The 13970-nt window shown below is 70.8% G+C and carries 17 protein-coding genes; 10 read left to right on the top strand and 7 right to left on the bottom strand.

What is annotated here, in order from left to right; all coding sequences use genetic code 11:
* Both Q0112_RS18135 and Q0112_RS18130 read right to left on the bottom strand, forming a co-directional pair.
* On the bottom strand, positions 1-773 hold a 773-nt coding region (locus Q0112_RS18135), incomplete at its 3' end, for an ABC transporter ATP-binding protein (RefSeq protein ID WP_297977446.1).
* Complete coding sequence (locus Q0112_RS18130; RefSeq protein WP_297977445.1) at positions 773-1561, bottom strand: ABC transporter permease; 789 nt, start codon at positions 1559-1561, stop codon at positions 773-775. The genes Q0112_RS18130 and Q0112_RS18135, both read right to left, overlap by 1 nt.
* A gap of 157 nt (positions 1562-1718) precedes the next feature.
* Here Q0112_RS18130 and Q0112_RS18125 point away from each other — a divergent pair, with 157 nt between their 5' ends.
* From Q0112_RS18125 to mgtE, 5 genes are all read left to right on the top strand, one after another.
* The gene (locus Q0112_RS18125) at positions 1719-2003 is read left to right on the top strand and encodes a ribbon-helix-helix domain-containing protein (RefSeq protein ID WP_297977444.1); all 285 of its coding nucleotides are present in this window, start codon (positions 1719-1721) and stop codon (positions 2001-2003) included.
* A gap of 96 nt (positions 2004-2099) precedes the next feature.
* Positions 2100-2495, top strand: coding sequence for a VOC family protein (locus Q0112_RS18120; RefSeq protein WP_297977443.1), 396 nt, complete (start codon positions 2100-2102; stop codon positions 2493-2495).
* Between the two features lie 47 nt (positions 2496-2542).
* Positions 2543-3067: a Twin-arginine translocation pathway signal gene (locus Q0112_RS18115; RefSeq protein WP_297977442.1), complete on the top strand. Its 525-nt coding sequence runs from the start codon at positions 2543-2545 to the stop codon at positions 3065-3067.
* Between the two features lie 13 nt (positions 3068-3080).
* Positions 3081-4652, top strand: coding sequence for a GMC family oxidoreductase (locus Q0112_RS18110; RefSeq protein ID WP_297977441.1), 1572 nt, complete (start codon positions 3081-3083; stop codon positions 4650-4652).
* A gap of 194 nt (positions 4653-4846) precedes the next feature.
* On the top strand, positions 4847-6181 hold the full coding sequence (gene mgtE / locus Q0112_RS18105; protein WP_297977448.1) for a magnesium transporter: 1335 nt from the start codon (positions 4847-4849) through the stop codon (positions 6179-6181).
* A 20-nt stretch (positions 6182-6201) separates the two neighbouring features.
* Here mgtE and Q0112_RS18100 read toward each other — a convergent pair whose 3' ends face one another.
* Positions 6202-6822 carry a hypothetical protein gene (locus Q0112_RS18100; RefSeq protein WP_297977440.1) on the bottom strand — a complete coding sequence of 207 codons (621 nt, stop codon included), beginning with the start codon at positions 6820-6822 and terminating at the stop codon, positions 6202-6204.
* A gap of 104 nt (positions 6823-6926) precedes the next feature.
* A complete protein-coding gene (locus tag Q0112_RS18095; RefSeq protein ID WP_297977439.1) occupies positions 6927-8408 on the bottom strand; it encodes a replicative DNA helicase in 1482 nt (493 codons plus the stop codon).
* Between the two features lie 184 nt (positions 8409-8592).
* Between Q0112_RS18095 and Q0112_RS18090 the strand changes: the two genes are divergently transcribed.
* Complete coding sequence (locus Q0112_RS18090) at positions 8593-9276, top strand: DUF2270 domain-containing protein (RefSeq protein ID WP_297977438.1); 684 nt, start codon at positions 8593-8595, stop codon at positions 9274-9276.
* A gap of 82 nt (positions 9277-9358) precedes the next feature.
* Here the strand turns inward: Q0112_RS18090 and rplI are convergent, their stop codons facing one another.
* The 3 genes from rplI to rpsF are packed head-to-tail and all read right to left on the bottom strand — an operon-like array spanning position 9359 to position 10596.
* A complete protein-coding gene (gene rplI / locus Q0112_RS18085) occupies positions 9359-9952 on the bottom strand; it encodes a 50S ribosomal protein L9 (protein WP_297977437.1) in 594 nt (197 codons plus the stop codon).
* A gap of 11 nt (positions 9953-9963) precedes the next feature.
* Positions 9964-10191, bottom strand: coding sequence for a 30S ribosomal protein S18 (rpsR, locus tag Q0112_RS18080; protein WP_297977436.1), 228 nt, complete (start codon positions 10189-10191; stop codon positions 9964-9966).
* 12 nt (positions 10192-10203) lie between these two features.
* Entirely contained in the window at positions 10204-10596 is a 393-nt protein-coding gene (gene rpsF, locus Q0112_RS18075; protein ID WP_297977435.1) for a 30S ribosomal protein S6, read from the bottom strand.
* A gap of 619 nt (positions 10597-11215) precedes the next feature.
* Here rpsF and fabD point away from each other — a divergent pair.
* The 4 genes from fabD to Q0112_RS18055 form a co-directional block, all read left to right on the top strand.
* Positions 11216-12166, top strand: a complete 951-nt coding sequence (fabD, locus tag Q0112_RS18070) for an ACP S-malonyltransferase (RefSeq protein WP_297977432.1) — start codon at positions 11216-11218, stop codon at positions 12164-12166.
* Entirely contained in the window at positions 12166-12903 is a 738-nt protein-coding gene (fabG, locus tag Q0112_RS18065) for a 3-oxoacyl-[acyl-carrier-protein] reductase (protein ID WP_297977430.1), read from the top strand. Before fabD ends, fabG begins: the two co-directional genes overlap by 1 nt.
* Positions 12904-13102: 199 nt before the next feature.
* Positions 13103-13342, top strand: a complete 240-nt coding sequence (locus Q0112_RS18060; RefSeq protein WP_297977429.1) for an acyl carrier protein — start codon at positions 13103-13105, stop codon at positions 13340-13342.
* A gap of 165 nt (positions 13343-13507) precedes the next feature.
* Positions 13508-13970, top strand: a 463-nt coding sequence (locus Q0112_RS18055) for a beta-ketoacyl synthase N-terminal-like domain-containing protein (RefSeq protein WP_297977428.1), incomplete at its 3' end; no start/stop codon positions are given.

The following is a 13970-nucleotide window of genomic DNA, read 5'->3' as shown; positions in this document are numbered from 1 at the left end:
CGGACCGTCTCGATCGGGCCGGTGGCGCGGCCGTGGATGAACTGGTCGAGGTAGGGGTCGCCGGAGGTTTCGATCGCCGCGGTGGGGCCGGTCCAGCGGATGACGCCGTCGTGCAGCATGGCGACGTCGTCGGCGACGGTGCGCACGGTGGTCATGTCGTGGGTGATGGTGATGGCGGTGGCGCCCATCTCGGTGACGAGCTCGCGGATGAGCGCGTTGATGACGCCGGCGAGGATCGGGTCGAGGCCGGCGGTGGGCTCGTCGAAGAAGATGACGGCGGGGTCGGTCGCTATGGCGCGGGCGAGGCCGACGCGCTTCTGCATGCCGCCGGAGAGCTCGGCCGGGTAGAGGTCCGCCGTCTCGGGGCCGAGGCCGACGCGGGCGAGCTTCTCGATCGCGAGCGCGCGGGCGTCGCGGCGGGAGAGGGGTTTTCGGGCGTGGCGGAGGCGGAAGGAGACGTTCTGCCAGACGGTCAGGCTGTCGAAGAGGGCGCCGCCCTGGAAGAGCATGCCGAAGTGGCGCAGGAAGGCGCGGCGGTCGATCTCGGCGAAGGGGCGGCCGTCGATGAGGATTTCGCCGGCGTCGGGGCGCTCGATGCCGAGGATGCACTTCAGCGTCACCGACTTGCCGCTGCCGGAGCCGCCGATGATGACGAGGCTCTCGCCCGGCATCACCTTGAGCGAGACGCCGGCGAGGACCCGTTTCGGCCCGAAGGACTTGCGCAGGTCGCGGAGCTCGATGCGGGGGACGGGCAGCGTCTCTCCGCCCCGCATCAGAAGAAGGCCTCGGTGAGCAGGTAGTTGGCGGCGAGTATGAGGATCGAGGCGGAGACGACGGCGTTGGTCGTCGCCTCGCCGACGCCCTGGGCGCCGCGGGCGGAATTGTAGCCGTTGTAGCAGCCCATCAGGGCGAGGAGGAAGCCGAAGACGGTGGCCTTGACCAGGCTCGTCGTGACGTCGGAGGCGGTGAGGAAGTCGATGGTGTTCTTGATGTAGGATCCGGGGTCGAAGCCGAGCCGGGTGGTGCCGACGAGGTAGCCGCCGAAGATGCCGATGGCGTTGCCGACCGCGACGAGCGCCGGGAGCGCCAGCGTGCCGGCCAGCAGGCGCGGCAGCACCAGGTACTTCATCGGGTCGGTGGAGAGGGTGGTGAGGGCGTCGATCTGCTCGGTGACGCGCATGGTGCCGAGCTCGGCGGCGATCGAGGAGGAGACGCGGCCGGCGACCATGAGGCCGGCGAGGACGGGCCCGAGCTCGCGCACGATGCCGATGGCGACGATCGAGGGGACGACCGAGCCGGCGTTGAAGCGGTCGCCGCCGGACCAGATCTGCAGCGCCAGCGCGGCGCCGGTGAAGAGGGTGGTGAGGCCGACGACCGGCAGGGAGAAATAGCCGATGCGCAGCAGCTGGCGGCCGAGCTCGCCCGGGTAGAAGGGCGGGCGGACGAGCTGGGAGACGGCGTGGAGCGCGAAGATGGTGAGCCGCCCGGCGGCGCCGAGCAGCCCGAGCGTCGAGCGGCCGATCGAGACGAGAAAGCCGTAGGCGAGGCGGAGCGGGAGCATGCGGGGTCCGGGTCTGGGCGGCTTCCTTGTAGAGGCGCGTTCGCCGCGCGCCAAGGCCGGTCGGGACGGCGCCGCGCCGGCGCCTGCGGCGGCCAGGGCGTTGCGCTTGCGGCGGCCACGGGCGAGACTGTCGGGAAAGACAAACGGAGGAAGCCCCATGTGCCGCATCTATGCCGGGCAGGATCCGGGCCGCTACCGGCCGGAGACCCGCCACCTTCGCCTGAACGGGCAGAGCACCAGCGTCCGCCTCGAGGCCGCCTTCTGGGCGATCCTCGACCAGATCGCCGCCGGGGAGGATCTGTCGACGCCGGCCTTCATCTCGAGGCTGCACGAGGAGGTGCTGCTGCTGCACGGCGAGGCGCCGAACTTCAGCTCGATCCTGCGCTGCACCTGCCTCGTCTGGCTGGAGCGGCAGGTGCCGCTCGCGCTCGCGGCCGAGTGAGCGGGGCGTAGTAAGGGAATACTACCCGCCGGGCGGCGGCCCTTGCCATCCTTCCGCTGCGGCCGGGGCGGGCCGCGCGAGAGGGAGGACGGGCGGTTGGCCAAGGCCGTGCACTCGATGGTCCGCGTGCTCGACGAGGCGCGGTCGGTGGATTTCTACTCGCGCGCCTTCGGGCTCGCGGTCTCGGACCGGATCGAGTTCGAGAGCTTCACGCTCGTCTACCTCAGGAACGCCGAGGCCGACTTCGAGGTCGAGCTCACCATCAACAAGGGGCGGACCGAGCCCTATGAGCTCGGCGACGGCTACGGGCACATCGCCTTCGTCGTCGACGATCTCGACGGCGAGCACGCCCGGATGGCGGAGGCGGGGTTCGCGCCGCGCAAGCTCGTCGACTTCCAGAACGACGGCCGGCGGGTGGCGCGCTTCTTCTTCGTCGCCGACCCGGACGGCTACCAGATCGAGGTGATCGAGCGGGGCGGACGCTTCCGCTGACGATCGCCCGGGCCAGCGAAATGCAAGCAAACGGGAGGAATAACAAGATGACCAGCCATCCGAGGACGCGCGGGCTCACCCGCCGCGCGCTGCTCTCGCACGCGGTGGCGACCGTCGCCACGGTGACGGTCGGCGCCAACTTCATCTGCGCGCCGGATGCCGCCTGGGCGCTCGAGGTGACGGTGCTGAAGCCGGAGACGATGGCGACGCTGATCCTGATGGCGCGCGACATCTATCCGCACGACCGGCTGGGCGACGAGTATTACGCGGCCGCGGTGAAGGGCTATGACGCCGCCGAGGAGGCGGAGGCGGTCGAGGCGGGGATCGCGGCGCTCGATGCGGCGGCGGCGGGGGCGGGGTATGCCGCCTATGCGGCGGTGCCGTGGGAGGCGGACCGGGTGGCGATTCTGCGCGGCATGGAGGCCTCGCCCTTCTTCCAGAAGGTGCGCGGCGGGCTGGTGACCGGGCTCTACAACCAGAAGGAGGTCTGGCCGCTCTTCGGCTACGAGGGCGAGAGCTATTCGAAGGGCGGCTACATCAAGCGCGGCTTCGACGACATCGCGTGGCTCTGAGGGGGATAGGATCATGGCTGCACCTTTCGACCTCAAGGACGACAGCGTCGTCGTGGTGATCGGCACCGGCGCCGGCGGCGGCGTGCTGGCGAACGAGCTGGCGCAGAAGGGCGTCTCCGTCGTCGCGCTGGAGGCGGGCGGGCGCTACCTGCCCGAGGACTATGTCAACGACGAGTGGGAGAGCTTCGGGCAGCTGGCCTGGCTCGAGCCGCGCACGACGAGCGGCGACTGGCGGGTGGCGAAGGACTTCTCCGGCCTGCCGGCCTGGATCGTGAAGGCGGTGGGCGGGACCTCGATCCACTGGGCCGGGGCGAGCCTGCGCTTCCAGGAGCACGAGTGGAAGGCGCGCACGACCTACGGGAACGTGCCGGGGGCGAACCTTCTCGACTGGCCGATCGACGGGGCGGAGATGGCGCCCTGGTACGAGAAGGCCGAGGCGAAGCTCGGGGTGACGCGGACGGGCGACCGGCCGGGGCTGCCGGGGAACAACAACTACAAGGTGCTGGAGGCTGGCGCGAAGGCGCTCGGCTACAAGGAGGTCTCGACCGGGCGGATGGCGATCAACTCGATCGACTACGACGAGCGGATGCCCTGCCAGCAGACCGGCTTCTGCTTCCAGGGGTGCAAGTGGGGCGCCAAATGGTCGTCGGCCTATACCGACATCCCGCGCGGCGAGGCGACCGGCAACCTCGAGGTGCGCGACCGCTGCCACGTGCTCCGGATCGAGCATGGCGACGACGGGCGGGTCACCGGCGTCGTCTATGCGGACCGGGACGGCGTCGAGCAGTTCCAGGCGGCGAAGGTCGTCTGCGTGGCGGGGAACTCGATCGAGAGCCCGCGGCTCCTGCTCAACTCGGCGTCGAGCATGTTCCCGGACGGGCTGGCCAATTCGTCGGGGCAGGTGGGGCGCAACTACATGCGGCACACGACCGGGTCGGTCTATGCGGTCTTCCCCGAGCCGGTGCGGATGTGGCGCGGGACGACGATGGCGGGGATCGTGCAGGACGAGGCGAGGCACGATCCGAGCCGGGGGTTCGTCGGGGGCTACGAGTTCGAGACGCTGTCGCTCGGGCTGCCGTTCATGGCGGCCTTCCTCGATCCGGGCGCCTGGGGGCGGGAGTTCACCTCGGCGCTCGACGGCTACGAGAACATGGCCGGGCTGTGGATCGTCGGCGAGGACATGCCGCAGGAGACGAACCGGGTGACGCTGAACACGGAGGTCAAGGACGACTTCGGCATGCCGGTGCCGAACGTCAACTTCGACGATCATCCGAACGACGTGGCGATGCGCAACCACGCCTACGGGCGCGGGGAGGCGCTCTATCGGGCGGTGGGGGCGACGCGGGTCTTCCCGACGCCGCCCTATCCCTCGACGCACAATCTCGGCACCAACCGGATGAGCGAGAACCCGCGGGACGGGGTGGTGAACGCGCACGGGCAGAGCCATGACGTGCCGAACCTCTTCGTCTCGGACGGGAGCCAGTTCACCAGCGGGGCGGCGGAGAATCCGACGCTGACCATCGTGGCGCTGGCGATCCGGCAGGCCGACCACATCGCCTCGGAGCTGGCGAAGGGGAACATCTGAGGCGGGGCCGCGGGGCGGGCGGGCCCCCGCACCGCGGCCGTCGCGAGAAGTTCGCGTTCCGCCCTGCCGCGGGCCGGTTTCCACCCGGCCGCGGTTGTGTATAGGTCGCCCCGAGATCTGTCCGGCCGGCAGGAGGGCGTCCGTTGAGCGACATCAGGCAGGAGACGGCCGAGGCGGCGCCGGCGCAGGACGAGGTGCTGACGCCGGAGTTCGTCGAGGCGGTGCTCGGCGCCGTCGAGGCCGGCGACCACGACGGGCTGGTGGCGGCGCTCGAGCCGCTGCACGAGGCCGACATCGCCGACCTGCTCGAGCAGATCAGCAAGCCCGAGCGCGAGGCGCTGGTCAGGGTCTGGGGCAAGGCGCTCGACGGGGCGGTGCTGTCCGAGCTCGAGGAGGGGGTGCGCGACGAGGTGGTCGCGGCGCTGTCGGACGACGTGCTGGCGGCGGCGGTGCAGGACCTCGAGACCGACGACGTCGTCTATCTCGCCGAGGACATGGAGGCGCCGGAGCAGGAGCGGATCCTGCGCGCGCTCGACGAGGCGGACCGGGCGGCGGTCGAGCAGTCGCTCAAGTACGGCGAGGATTCGGCCGGGCGGCTGATGCAGCGCGAGGTGGTGGTGGCGCCCGAGCACTGGACGGTGGGCGACGCCATCGACTTCATGCGGGCGGAGGAGTGGCTGCCGGAAAGCTTCTACGACATCATCATCGTCGATCCGCACATGCATCCGGTCGGCATGGTGGCGCTGGGCCGGCTGATGGGGGCCGGGCGCAAGGTGCGGCTCAAGGAGCTGATGGACGAGGACTTCCGCACCATCCGCGCCGACCAGCCGCAGGAGGACGTGGCCTATCTCTTCAACAAGTACCATCTGACCTCGGCGCCGGTCGTCGACGCCGACGGGCGGCTGGTCGGGGTCATCACCATCGACGACGCGATGGAGGCGCTGGACGAGGAGGCGGAGGAGGACATCCTGCGCCTCGCGGGCGTCGGCGACGAGGAGCTGTCGGACGGGGTCTTCGCGATCGCCCGCGCCCGCTTCGTGTGGCTGGCGATCAACCTCGGGACGGCGATCGTCTCGGCGACGGTGATCTCGCAGTTCACCGACACCATCCGCGCCTTCGTGGCGCTCGCCGTGCTGATGCCGATCGTGGCGTCGATGGGGGGGAACGCAGGAACGCAGGCGCTGACGGTGACGGTGCGGGCGATCGCGACGCGCAGCCTCGGGTCCTCGAACGTCGGGCGGTTCGTGCGGCGCGAGGTGCTGGTCGGCTTCTGCAACGGCATCGCCTTCGCCTGCCTGATCGGGCTGATCGCCGGGCTCTTCTTCCAGGACGTGCGGCTCGGCGCGGTGATCGCGGTGGCGATGGTGGGGAACATGGTGGTGGCGGGCTTCGCCGGGGCGCTGGTGCCGATCGGGCTGGAGAAGCTCGGGGTCGACCCCGCGCTCGCCTCGGCGACCTTCGTCACCACGACGACGGACGTCTTCGGCTTCTTCGCCTTCCTCGGGCTGGCGACGCTGCTCCTGGCCTGACCGGGCGGCCGCGGCCGGGGTCAGCGGGGCGAGAGGCCGGCCGGGGCGGGGCGCTTCATCTGGGCGAGGATCGCCTCGTAGCGGCGGATCTTCCGGTCGATGTTGGCGAGGGTCCGGGCGCGGGTCGCGGCGATGTTGCCGCTGGCGCGCTGGCGGCCGTTCTCGACGAAGCTCGCCCAGCGGACCGGGTCCCAGGTGCGGCGGCCGTTCGAGACGACCTCGGTGTACATGCCGGCCCAGAAGGAGGGGGACTGCATGTCGTTCCAGGCCTTGAGCATCGCCTTGCCGAAGAGGAGGGCCGAGCCCTGCGAGACGTCGTCGAGCAGGGTGTTGGCGAGGAGCGTGCCGTCGCGGATCGACTTGTCCCTGGCGACCTGGCTCAGCACCGCCTTGTTGTGGCGCTCGAGCGCCTCCCCGGACAGCTTGAGGCCCTTGTGGGCGTCGACCGCCAGGCTGCCGAGCGACGCGAACATGCCGGCGAGGAAGGCGGCGGTGTCGACGTTGCTCGAGACGCGCCTGGCGCGGGCGGCCGCCTGGTCGTTCTCGGCGGCGATCCGGTCGAAGAGCGACACCGCTTCCGCCCGCGCCTTGCGGAGCTTGCCGAGCGTGAGCGCCACCTGATCGACGGTCTGCGCAGGCATGTCCCCCGATCCCTCTATACCCGCGGCGGCGAGGATAGCACGGACCGGGTCCTTCGGGCATCCCGATCGAAGTGGCTGAGGCGGAAAGGCCGCGAAGGCGCGGGTCAGTGGAAGTCGTCGGCGCCGGACTGGTAGGGCTGGATGAGGTTGGAGAAGCGGGTGAACTCGCCCTCGAAGGCGAGCTCGACCGTGCCGATCGGGCCGTGGCGCTGCTTGCCGATGATGACCTCGGCCTTGCCGTGCAGCGCGCTCATGGCGTCCTTCCACTTCACCATCGCCTCGATGTCGTGGTCGCCCGGCTTCTCGCGCTCGCGGTAGTATTCCTCGCGGAAGACGAACATGACGACGTCGGCGTCCTGCTCGATGGAGCCGGACTCGCGCAGGTCGGAGAGCTGGGGGCGCTTGTCCTCGCGGCTCTCGACCTGGCGGGAGAGCTGGGAGAGGGCGACGACGGGGATGTTGAGCTCCTTGGCGATGGCCTTGAGGCCCTGGGTGATCTCGGAGACTTCCTGGACGCGGCCCTCGCTGCGCGAGGAGGCGGGGCGGGCGAGCTGGAGGTAGTCGATGACGAGGAGGTCGAGGCCGTGCTGGCGCTTCAGGCGGCGGGCGCGGGCGGCGATGGTGGAGATGGGGAGCGCGGGGGTGTCGTCGATGAAGAGGGGGCAGTTCTCCAAGGCCTTGGCGGCCTCGATGAAGCGGCGCATCTCCTCCTCGGTCATGTCGCCGTGGCGGATCTGGTGCGAGGGGACGCGGCTGGCCTCGGAGAGGATGCGGGCGGCGAGCTGTTCCGACGACATCTCGAGCGAGAAGAAGCCGACGACGCCGCCTTCGACGGCGCCTTCGCTGCCGTCGGGGCGGGTGCCCTTCCTGTAGGCCTTGGCGATGTTGAAGGCGATGTTCGTCGCCAGCGAGGTCTTGCCCATGGAGGGGCGGCCGGCGAGGATCAGCAGGTCGGAGGGGTGCAGGCCGCCGAGGCGCTTGTCGAGGTCGATGAGGCCGGTGGAGAGGCCGGCGAGGCCGCCCTCGCGCTCGTAGGCGGCGTTCGCCACCTTGACGGCGTCGATGACGGCGCGGCGGAAGGTCTGGAAGCCGCGGTCGACCTTGCCCTGCTCGCCGAGCTGGTAGAGCGCCTGTTCCGCCTCGACGATCTGGTCCTTGGCCTCGCTCTCGAGCTCGATGCGGGCGGCCTTCTCGGCGATGCCCTGGCCGAGGACGATGAGCTCGCGGCGGATGGCGAGGTCGTAGATGTGCTGGGCATAGTCGCGGACGGCGAAGAGCGAGAGGGCCGAGCCGGCGAGGCGGACGAGGTAGGCCGGGCCGCCGAGCTCGGCGAGGCCGGCGTCCTCCTCGAAGAAGGCCTTGATGGTGACGGGGGTGGCGAGGGCGTTCTTGCGGATGCGCTCGGCGGCGACCTCGAAGATGCGGGCGTGGACCGGGTCGAAGAAGTGCGCCGGCTGCACGATCGAGGCGACGCGGTCGTAGACGTCGTTGTTGACGAGGAGCGCGCCGAGGAGGGCCTGCTCGGCCTCGATGTTGTGGGGCAGGCCCTGGTGGGCGTCGAGCGCCGGGGCGTTTCCGTCGGCCATGAGAATCTCCCTCAGGCCAGCCTTATAGCCCCGGCCCGCGGCGGGCGCGCCTGCCTTCTGCCTGTGGATAACTAGGATAGCGGGGAACCTTTTGCCCCGGCGCGCGGGCGCGCGCCATGGCTGGCTCATGTCGCGGTCCGGTGGCATAGTGACGGAAAAGACCGTCATTCCTGAGGGAACGCGCATGGACGATGTGGCCGCAGCCGCCCCGCTGCCGGGCAAGACGAGGTTCGACAGCGCGGAGATGGGCGCGCTCGCGCATCTCTACCGCGGCGAGGTCTATCGCTCGACGGTGTGGCGGACGCGGCTCGACCAGACGACGAACTGGGCGGTGGTGACGACCGGGCTCGCCATGTCGCTGACCTTCAGCGGGCCCTACGCCTCGCCGCTGCCGCTCATTCTGGTGGGGCTCTTGGTGGTCGTCTTCCTGCTGCTCGAGTCGCGGCGCTACCGCTACTTCAGCGTCTGGCGGGCGCGCTGCCGGCTGATGGAGCGCGACGTCTACGGGCCGATGCTGCGCGGCGAGAACGTGTCGCTCGACGGGCGGTGGAACACGCTGCTCGCCGACGACTACGAGCGGCCGAACTTCCACGTGAGCTACTGGCGGGCGATCGGGCGGCGGCTGCGCTCGAACTATGCCTATATCCTGCTGATCCAGGCGGTCGCCTACTTCGGCAAGCTCGCGATCCACCCGGTTCCGGCCGGCGATCTCGCGACCTTCTTCGCCAGGGCCTCGATCGGGCCGCTGCCGGGCGGCCTCGTCGTGCTGAGCGGGCTCCTCTTCCACGGGTCGTGGGCGGTGCTCGCCTTCGTCACCTGGCGGATGGAGCGCCGGCGGCTCGCGGGGCGGCCGCACGTCTCGATGTGAGGCCCGTCGATGAGAGGGCCGTTGATGCGAGGGCCGTCGATGCGAGGCTGCGGCGCCGGTCGCCCGGCGCCGCGGGGGAGGCTCACTCCTCGCGCGGGAGGCGCGGCTCGTCGCCGGCGGCGGCGCCGCCGATGTCGTCGAAGAGCTCCTGGATGTCGAACTCGGCCGCGGCGTCGGCCTCGGCCTGGAGCTCCTGGATGGTCTTGCCGGAAGCCTGCAGCTCGGCCTCGTCCTGGCTGCGCGCGACGTTGATCGTGATCGTCGCGGCGACCTCCGGGTGGAGGGTGACGCTGACCGGGTGCAGGCCGAGGTCCTTGATCGGGTGATCGAGGACGACCTGGCGGCGGTCGAGGCTGAAGCCGCCGGCGGTCGCGGCGTCGGCGATGTCGCGGGTGGTGACCGAGCCGTAGAGGGCGCCGCCGTCGGAGGCGGAGCGAATCACCACGAAGGCCTGGCCGTCGAGCCTGGCGGCCACGTGCTCGGCCTCCTTGCGGGCCTCGAGGTTGCGCGCCTCGAGCTGGGCGCGGTCGGTCTCGAACCGCTTGAGGTTGGCCTCGGTGGCGCGCAGCGCCTTGCCCTGCGGCAGCAGGAAGTTGCGGGCGTAGCCGTTGCGCACGTCGACGACCTCGCCCATCTGGCCGAGCTTGGCGACGCGCTCGAGAAGAACGACTTGCATGCTGTGCCTCCTTACCTGACGGCGTAGGGCAGGAGCGCGACGAAGCGGGCCCGCTTGATGGCGCGGGCGAGCTCGCGCTGCTTCTTGGCCGAGACGGCGGTGATGCGCGAGGGCACGATCTTGCCGCGCTCGGAGATGTAGCGCTGCAGGAGCTTCACGTCCTTGTAGTCGATCGTCGGCGCGTTGGCGCCGGAGAAGGGGCAGGACTTGCGGCGGCGGAAAAAGGGGCGCTGTGCCATGGGTTAGCTCCTTCAGTTCTCGTCTTCGCGGCGGGGGCGGCGCGGGCCGCGGTCGCCACGGTCGCCGCGGTCGTCGCGCTGGCTGCGGGCCTGCAGCACGGCCGAGGGGCCTTCCTCGTGCTTGTCGACCTTCACGGTCAGCACGCGCATGACGTCCTCGTGGATGCGCATCAGCCGCTCCATCTCCTGCACCGCCGGGGCGGGGGCGTCGGAGCGCACGAAGGCATAGTGCCCCTTGCGGTTCTTGTTGATCTTGTAGGCCATGGTCTTGAGGCCCCAGTATTCGGAGCCGACCACCTGGCCGCCGTTGTCCTTGAGGACCTGGCCGAAGTGCTCGATCAGCCCTTCCGCCTGCGCGTTGGAGAGATCCTGACGCGCGATGAAGACGTGCTCGTAGAGAGCCATTCCGTCGTTCCCGTTCGGCGCGGCTTCAAAAACGGAACCCCTGTTCCCTCCGGGTCCGTACGAGAGGCGGCGCGTGAATATCCTTGGAGGGATGCGGCCTTTTAAAGGGCGTTGCGCGGAATGCAAGAGGAGCGTTCGCCGGGGCCGGAGAAGGCGGACTTTCCGGGGCTGGAAAGTGGCCAGAAAGTGGCCAGCATCCGGCCCGCCAACCGTGTCTCAACATAAGATCCGGGAATTAGGGTTTCGTAAGGCATGACGGAAAAAATCCTGGCCGTGCGAGAGAGATCGAGAGCCGGTCGGGTTGCGGGCGGATTTCGCGTGAGGGTGGCCTCGAGGCCGGAAGAGAGCCGGCGGTCGGAATCGGCGCTTTGAGCGCCGTTCGCCCGCATGCGCGGGCTCGGTCCCGGAGGCCGGCGGTCCGCGCCCTTGCTCCCGGAAGCCCGGGCGGCGGGAGGGGCGGCCCGAGGGGGGCCCTCGCCGGCCCCCCTCGACCCCCCCGGCACTGCCCGATAGGAAAGGGGGCGCGGGGTCCGGGGGCGCGGCGGAAGCTGGACGCGGAAGCTGGACGGGGGCGCGGCGGGGCCGTTAAGCAGGAGGGGAGCTGCATGGAGGGGCGGGCATGACGCGGGCGTTCGTGTTTCCGGGGCAGGGGGCGCAGGCGACAGGGATGGGCCGTGAGCTGGCGGAGGCCTATCCGGCGGCGCGGGCGGTCTTCGAGGAGGTGGATGCGGCGCTGGGGGAGAAGCTCTCGGCGCTGGTCTGGGAGGGGGACCAGGCGGAGCTGACGCTGACGCGGAACGCGCAGCCGGCGCTGATGGCGACCTCGATCGCGGCGATGCGGGCGCTGGAGGCCGAGGGGGTGGCGGTGGGGTCCGCCGCCTTCGTCGCCGGGCATTCGCTCGGGGAATATTCCGCGCTCTGTGCGGCCGGGGCGCTGGGGCTCGGCGATGCGGCGCGGCTGCTCCGGCTGCGCGGGCAGGCGATGCAGGAGGCGGTGCCGGTCGGCGAGGGGGCGATGGCGGCGCTGCTCGGGCTCGACCTCGCGGCGGCCGAGGCGGTGGCGGCGGAGGCGGCGGCCGAGTTCGCGGCGGCCGGCGGGGTCTGCGAGGCGGCGAACGACAACGATCCGGCGCAGGTGGTGGTCTCGGGCAGCCGGGCGGCGGTGGAGCGGGCGGTGGAGATCGCCAAGGCGAAGGGGGCGAAGCGGGCGCTGCTCTTGCCGGTGAGCGCGCCCTTCCACTGCGCGCTGATGCGGCCGGCGGCGGAGCGGATGGCCGAGGCGCTGGCCGGGGTGGCGATCGGGGTGCCGGGGGTGCCGCTCGTCGCCAACGTGAAGGCGGCGGCGGTGCGCGACCCGGAGGAGATCCGGCGGCTCCTGGTCGAGCAGGTGACCGGGCGGGTGCGCTGGCGGGAGAGCGTGCTCTGGATGGCCGGGCAGGGGGTGAGCGAGGCGGTCGAGGTCGGCGCCGGCAAGGCGCTCTCGGGGATGATCCGGCGCATCGCGCGGGAGATCGAGGTGAAGACGGTGGGAACGCCGGACGAGGTCCGGGCGCTGGCGGGAGAGGCGTGATGTTCGATCTGGGCGGCAAGGCGGCGCTGGTGACCGGCGCTTCGGGCGGGATTGGCGGGGCGATCGCACGGGCGCTGCACGGGCAGGGGGCGATGGTGGCGCTGTCGGGGACGCGCGTCGGCCCGCTCGAGGCGCTGGCGGGCGAGCTCGGCGAGCGGGCGCACGTTCTGCCCTGCGATCTCTCCGACGCGGCGGCGGTCGAGGCGCTGCCGAAGCGGGCGGCGGAGGCGCTCGGGCAGGTGGACATCCTGGTCAACAACGCCGGGATCACCCGCGACCAGCTCTTCATGCGCATGTCGGATGCCGACTGGGAGGCGGTGCTGGCGGTGAACCTGACCAGCGTGATGCGGCTGTCGCGCGGGGTGCTGCGCGGCATGATGAAGGCGCGCTGGGGGCGGATCGTCAACGTGAGCTCGATCGTGGGGGTCACCGGGAACCCGGGGCAGGCCAACTATGCCGCCGCCAAGGCCGGGGTGATCGGCATGTCGAAGAGCCTGGCGGCCGAGGTGGCGAGCCGCGGGATCACCGTCAACTGCGTGGCGCCGGGCTTCATCGCGACGGCGATGACCGCGGCGCTGAACGACGAGCAGAAGGCGCGGCTCAATGCGCAGATCCCCGCCGGGCGCATGGGCGAGGCGGCGGAGATCGCCGCGGCGGCGGTCTATCTCGCCTCGGAGGAGGCGGCCTATGTCACCGGGCAGACGCTGCACGTCAACGGCGGCATGGCGATGATCTGAGGGGCGGCGCCGGCCCGAGGCGGGCCGGCGCATTGGCATTTGCCAAGGGTCGCGGTTATGCTATAGCGCGCGAAAGTCGTTCGGGGAGTAGCCGCGTGCCGGCGGGCCGCGTGACAAAGAACAATCGGCCGGTCCCGGCCGGAGCGAAACCAACAGCCGGGCACTGATGCCGGAACCGGACCTAAACGAGGAAGAAGACATGAGCGATATCGCAGAACGCGTCAAAAAGATCGTGGTCGAGCATCTGAGCGTCGACGAGGCCAAGGTGACGGAGTCCGCTTCGTTCATCGACGATCTGGGCGCGGACAGCCTCGACACGGTCGAGCTCGTGATGGCCTTCGAGGAGGAGTTCGGCATCGAGATCCCCGACGATGCCGCCGAGACCATCCAGACCTACGGCGACGCGGTGAAGTTCATCGAGGCGAATTCCAACGCCTGAGGCCCGCGCGGCCCGAGGCGGCGGATCGCGAGGCGGCGTCCTTCGGGCGCCGCCTTCGTTTTGGCGGATCGCCGCCGGGCGCCTTCGTTTGGCGAAACGCCGCCGGGCTTGTTCGGCGGCAGCCTTTCACGGTAAACCGTTGCGATCTTTGGACAGGGGGTGCGCATGCGGCGCGTGGTGATAACCGGGCTGGGGATGGTGTCGCCGCTGGCTTGCGGGGTGGAGGAGACCTGGGCGCGGCTGGTGGCCGGGCAGTCCGGGGCGGGGAAGATCACCCGGTTCGACGCGAGCCACCTGCCCTGCGACATCGCCTGCGAGGTGCCCTATGGCGACGGGTCGGACGGGACCTTCAATCCCGACGACTGGGTGGCGCCGAAGGACCAGCGCAAGGTCGACACCTTCATCCTCTTCGCCATGGCCGCCGCCGAGCAGGCGCTGCGCGACGCCGACTGGAAGCCGGAGGCGGAGGCCGAGCGGCTCCGCACCGGGGTCATCATCGGCTCGGGGATCGGCGGGCTGGCGACGATCGCCGACACGGCGATCACGCTGAAGGAGAAGGGGCCGCGGCGGGTGTCGCCCTTCTTCATCCCGGGGAGCCTGATCAACCTCGGGTCGGGGCAGGTCTCGA

The sequence above is a fragment of the uncultured Amaricoccus sp. genome, assembly GCF_937858865.1.
Lineage (GTDB): Bacteria > Pseudomonadota > Alphaproteobacteria > Rhodobacterales > Rhodobacteraceae > Amaricoccus.
The sequence above is the reverse complement of the archived record's forward strand: the minus strand, read 5'-3'. Positions and strand labels throughout refer to the sequence as shown.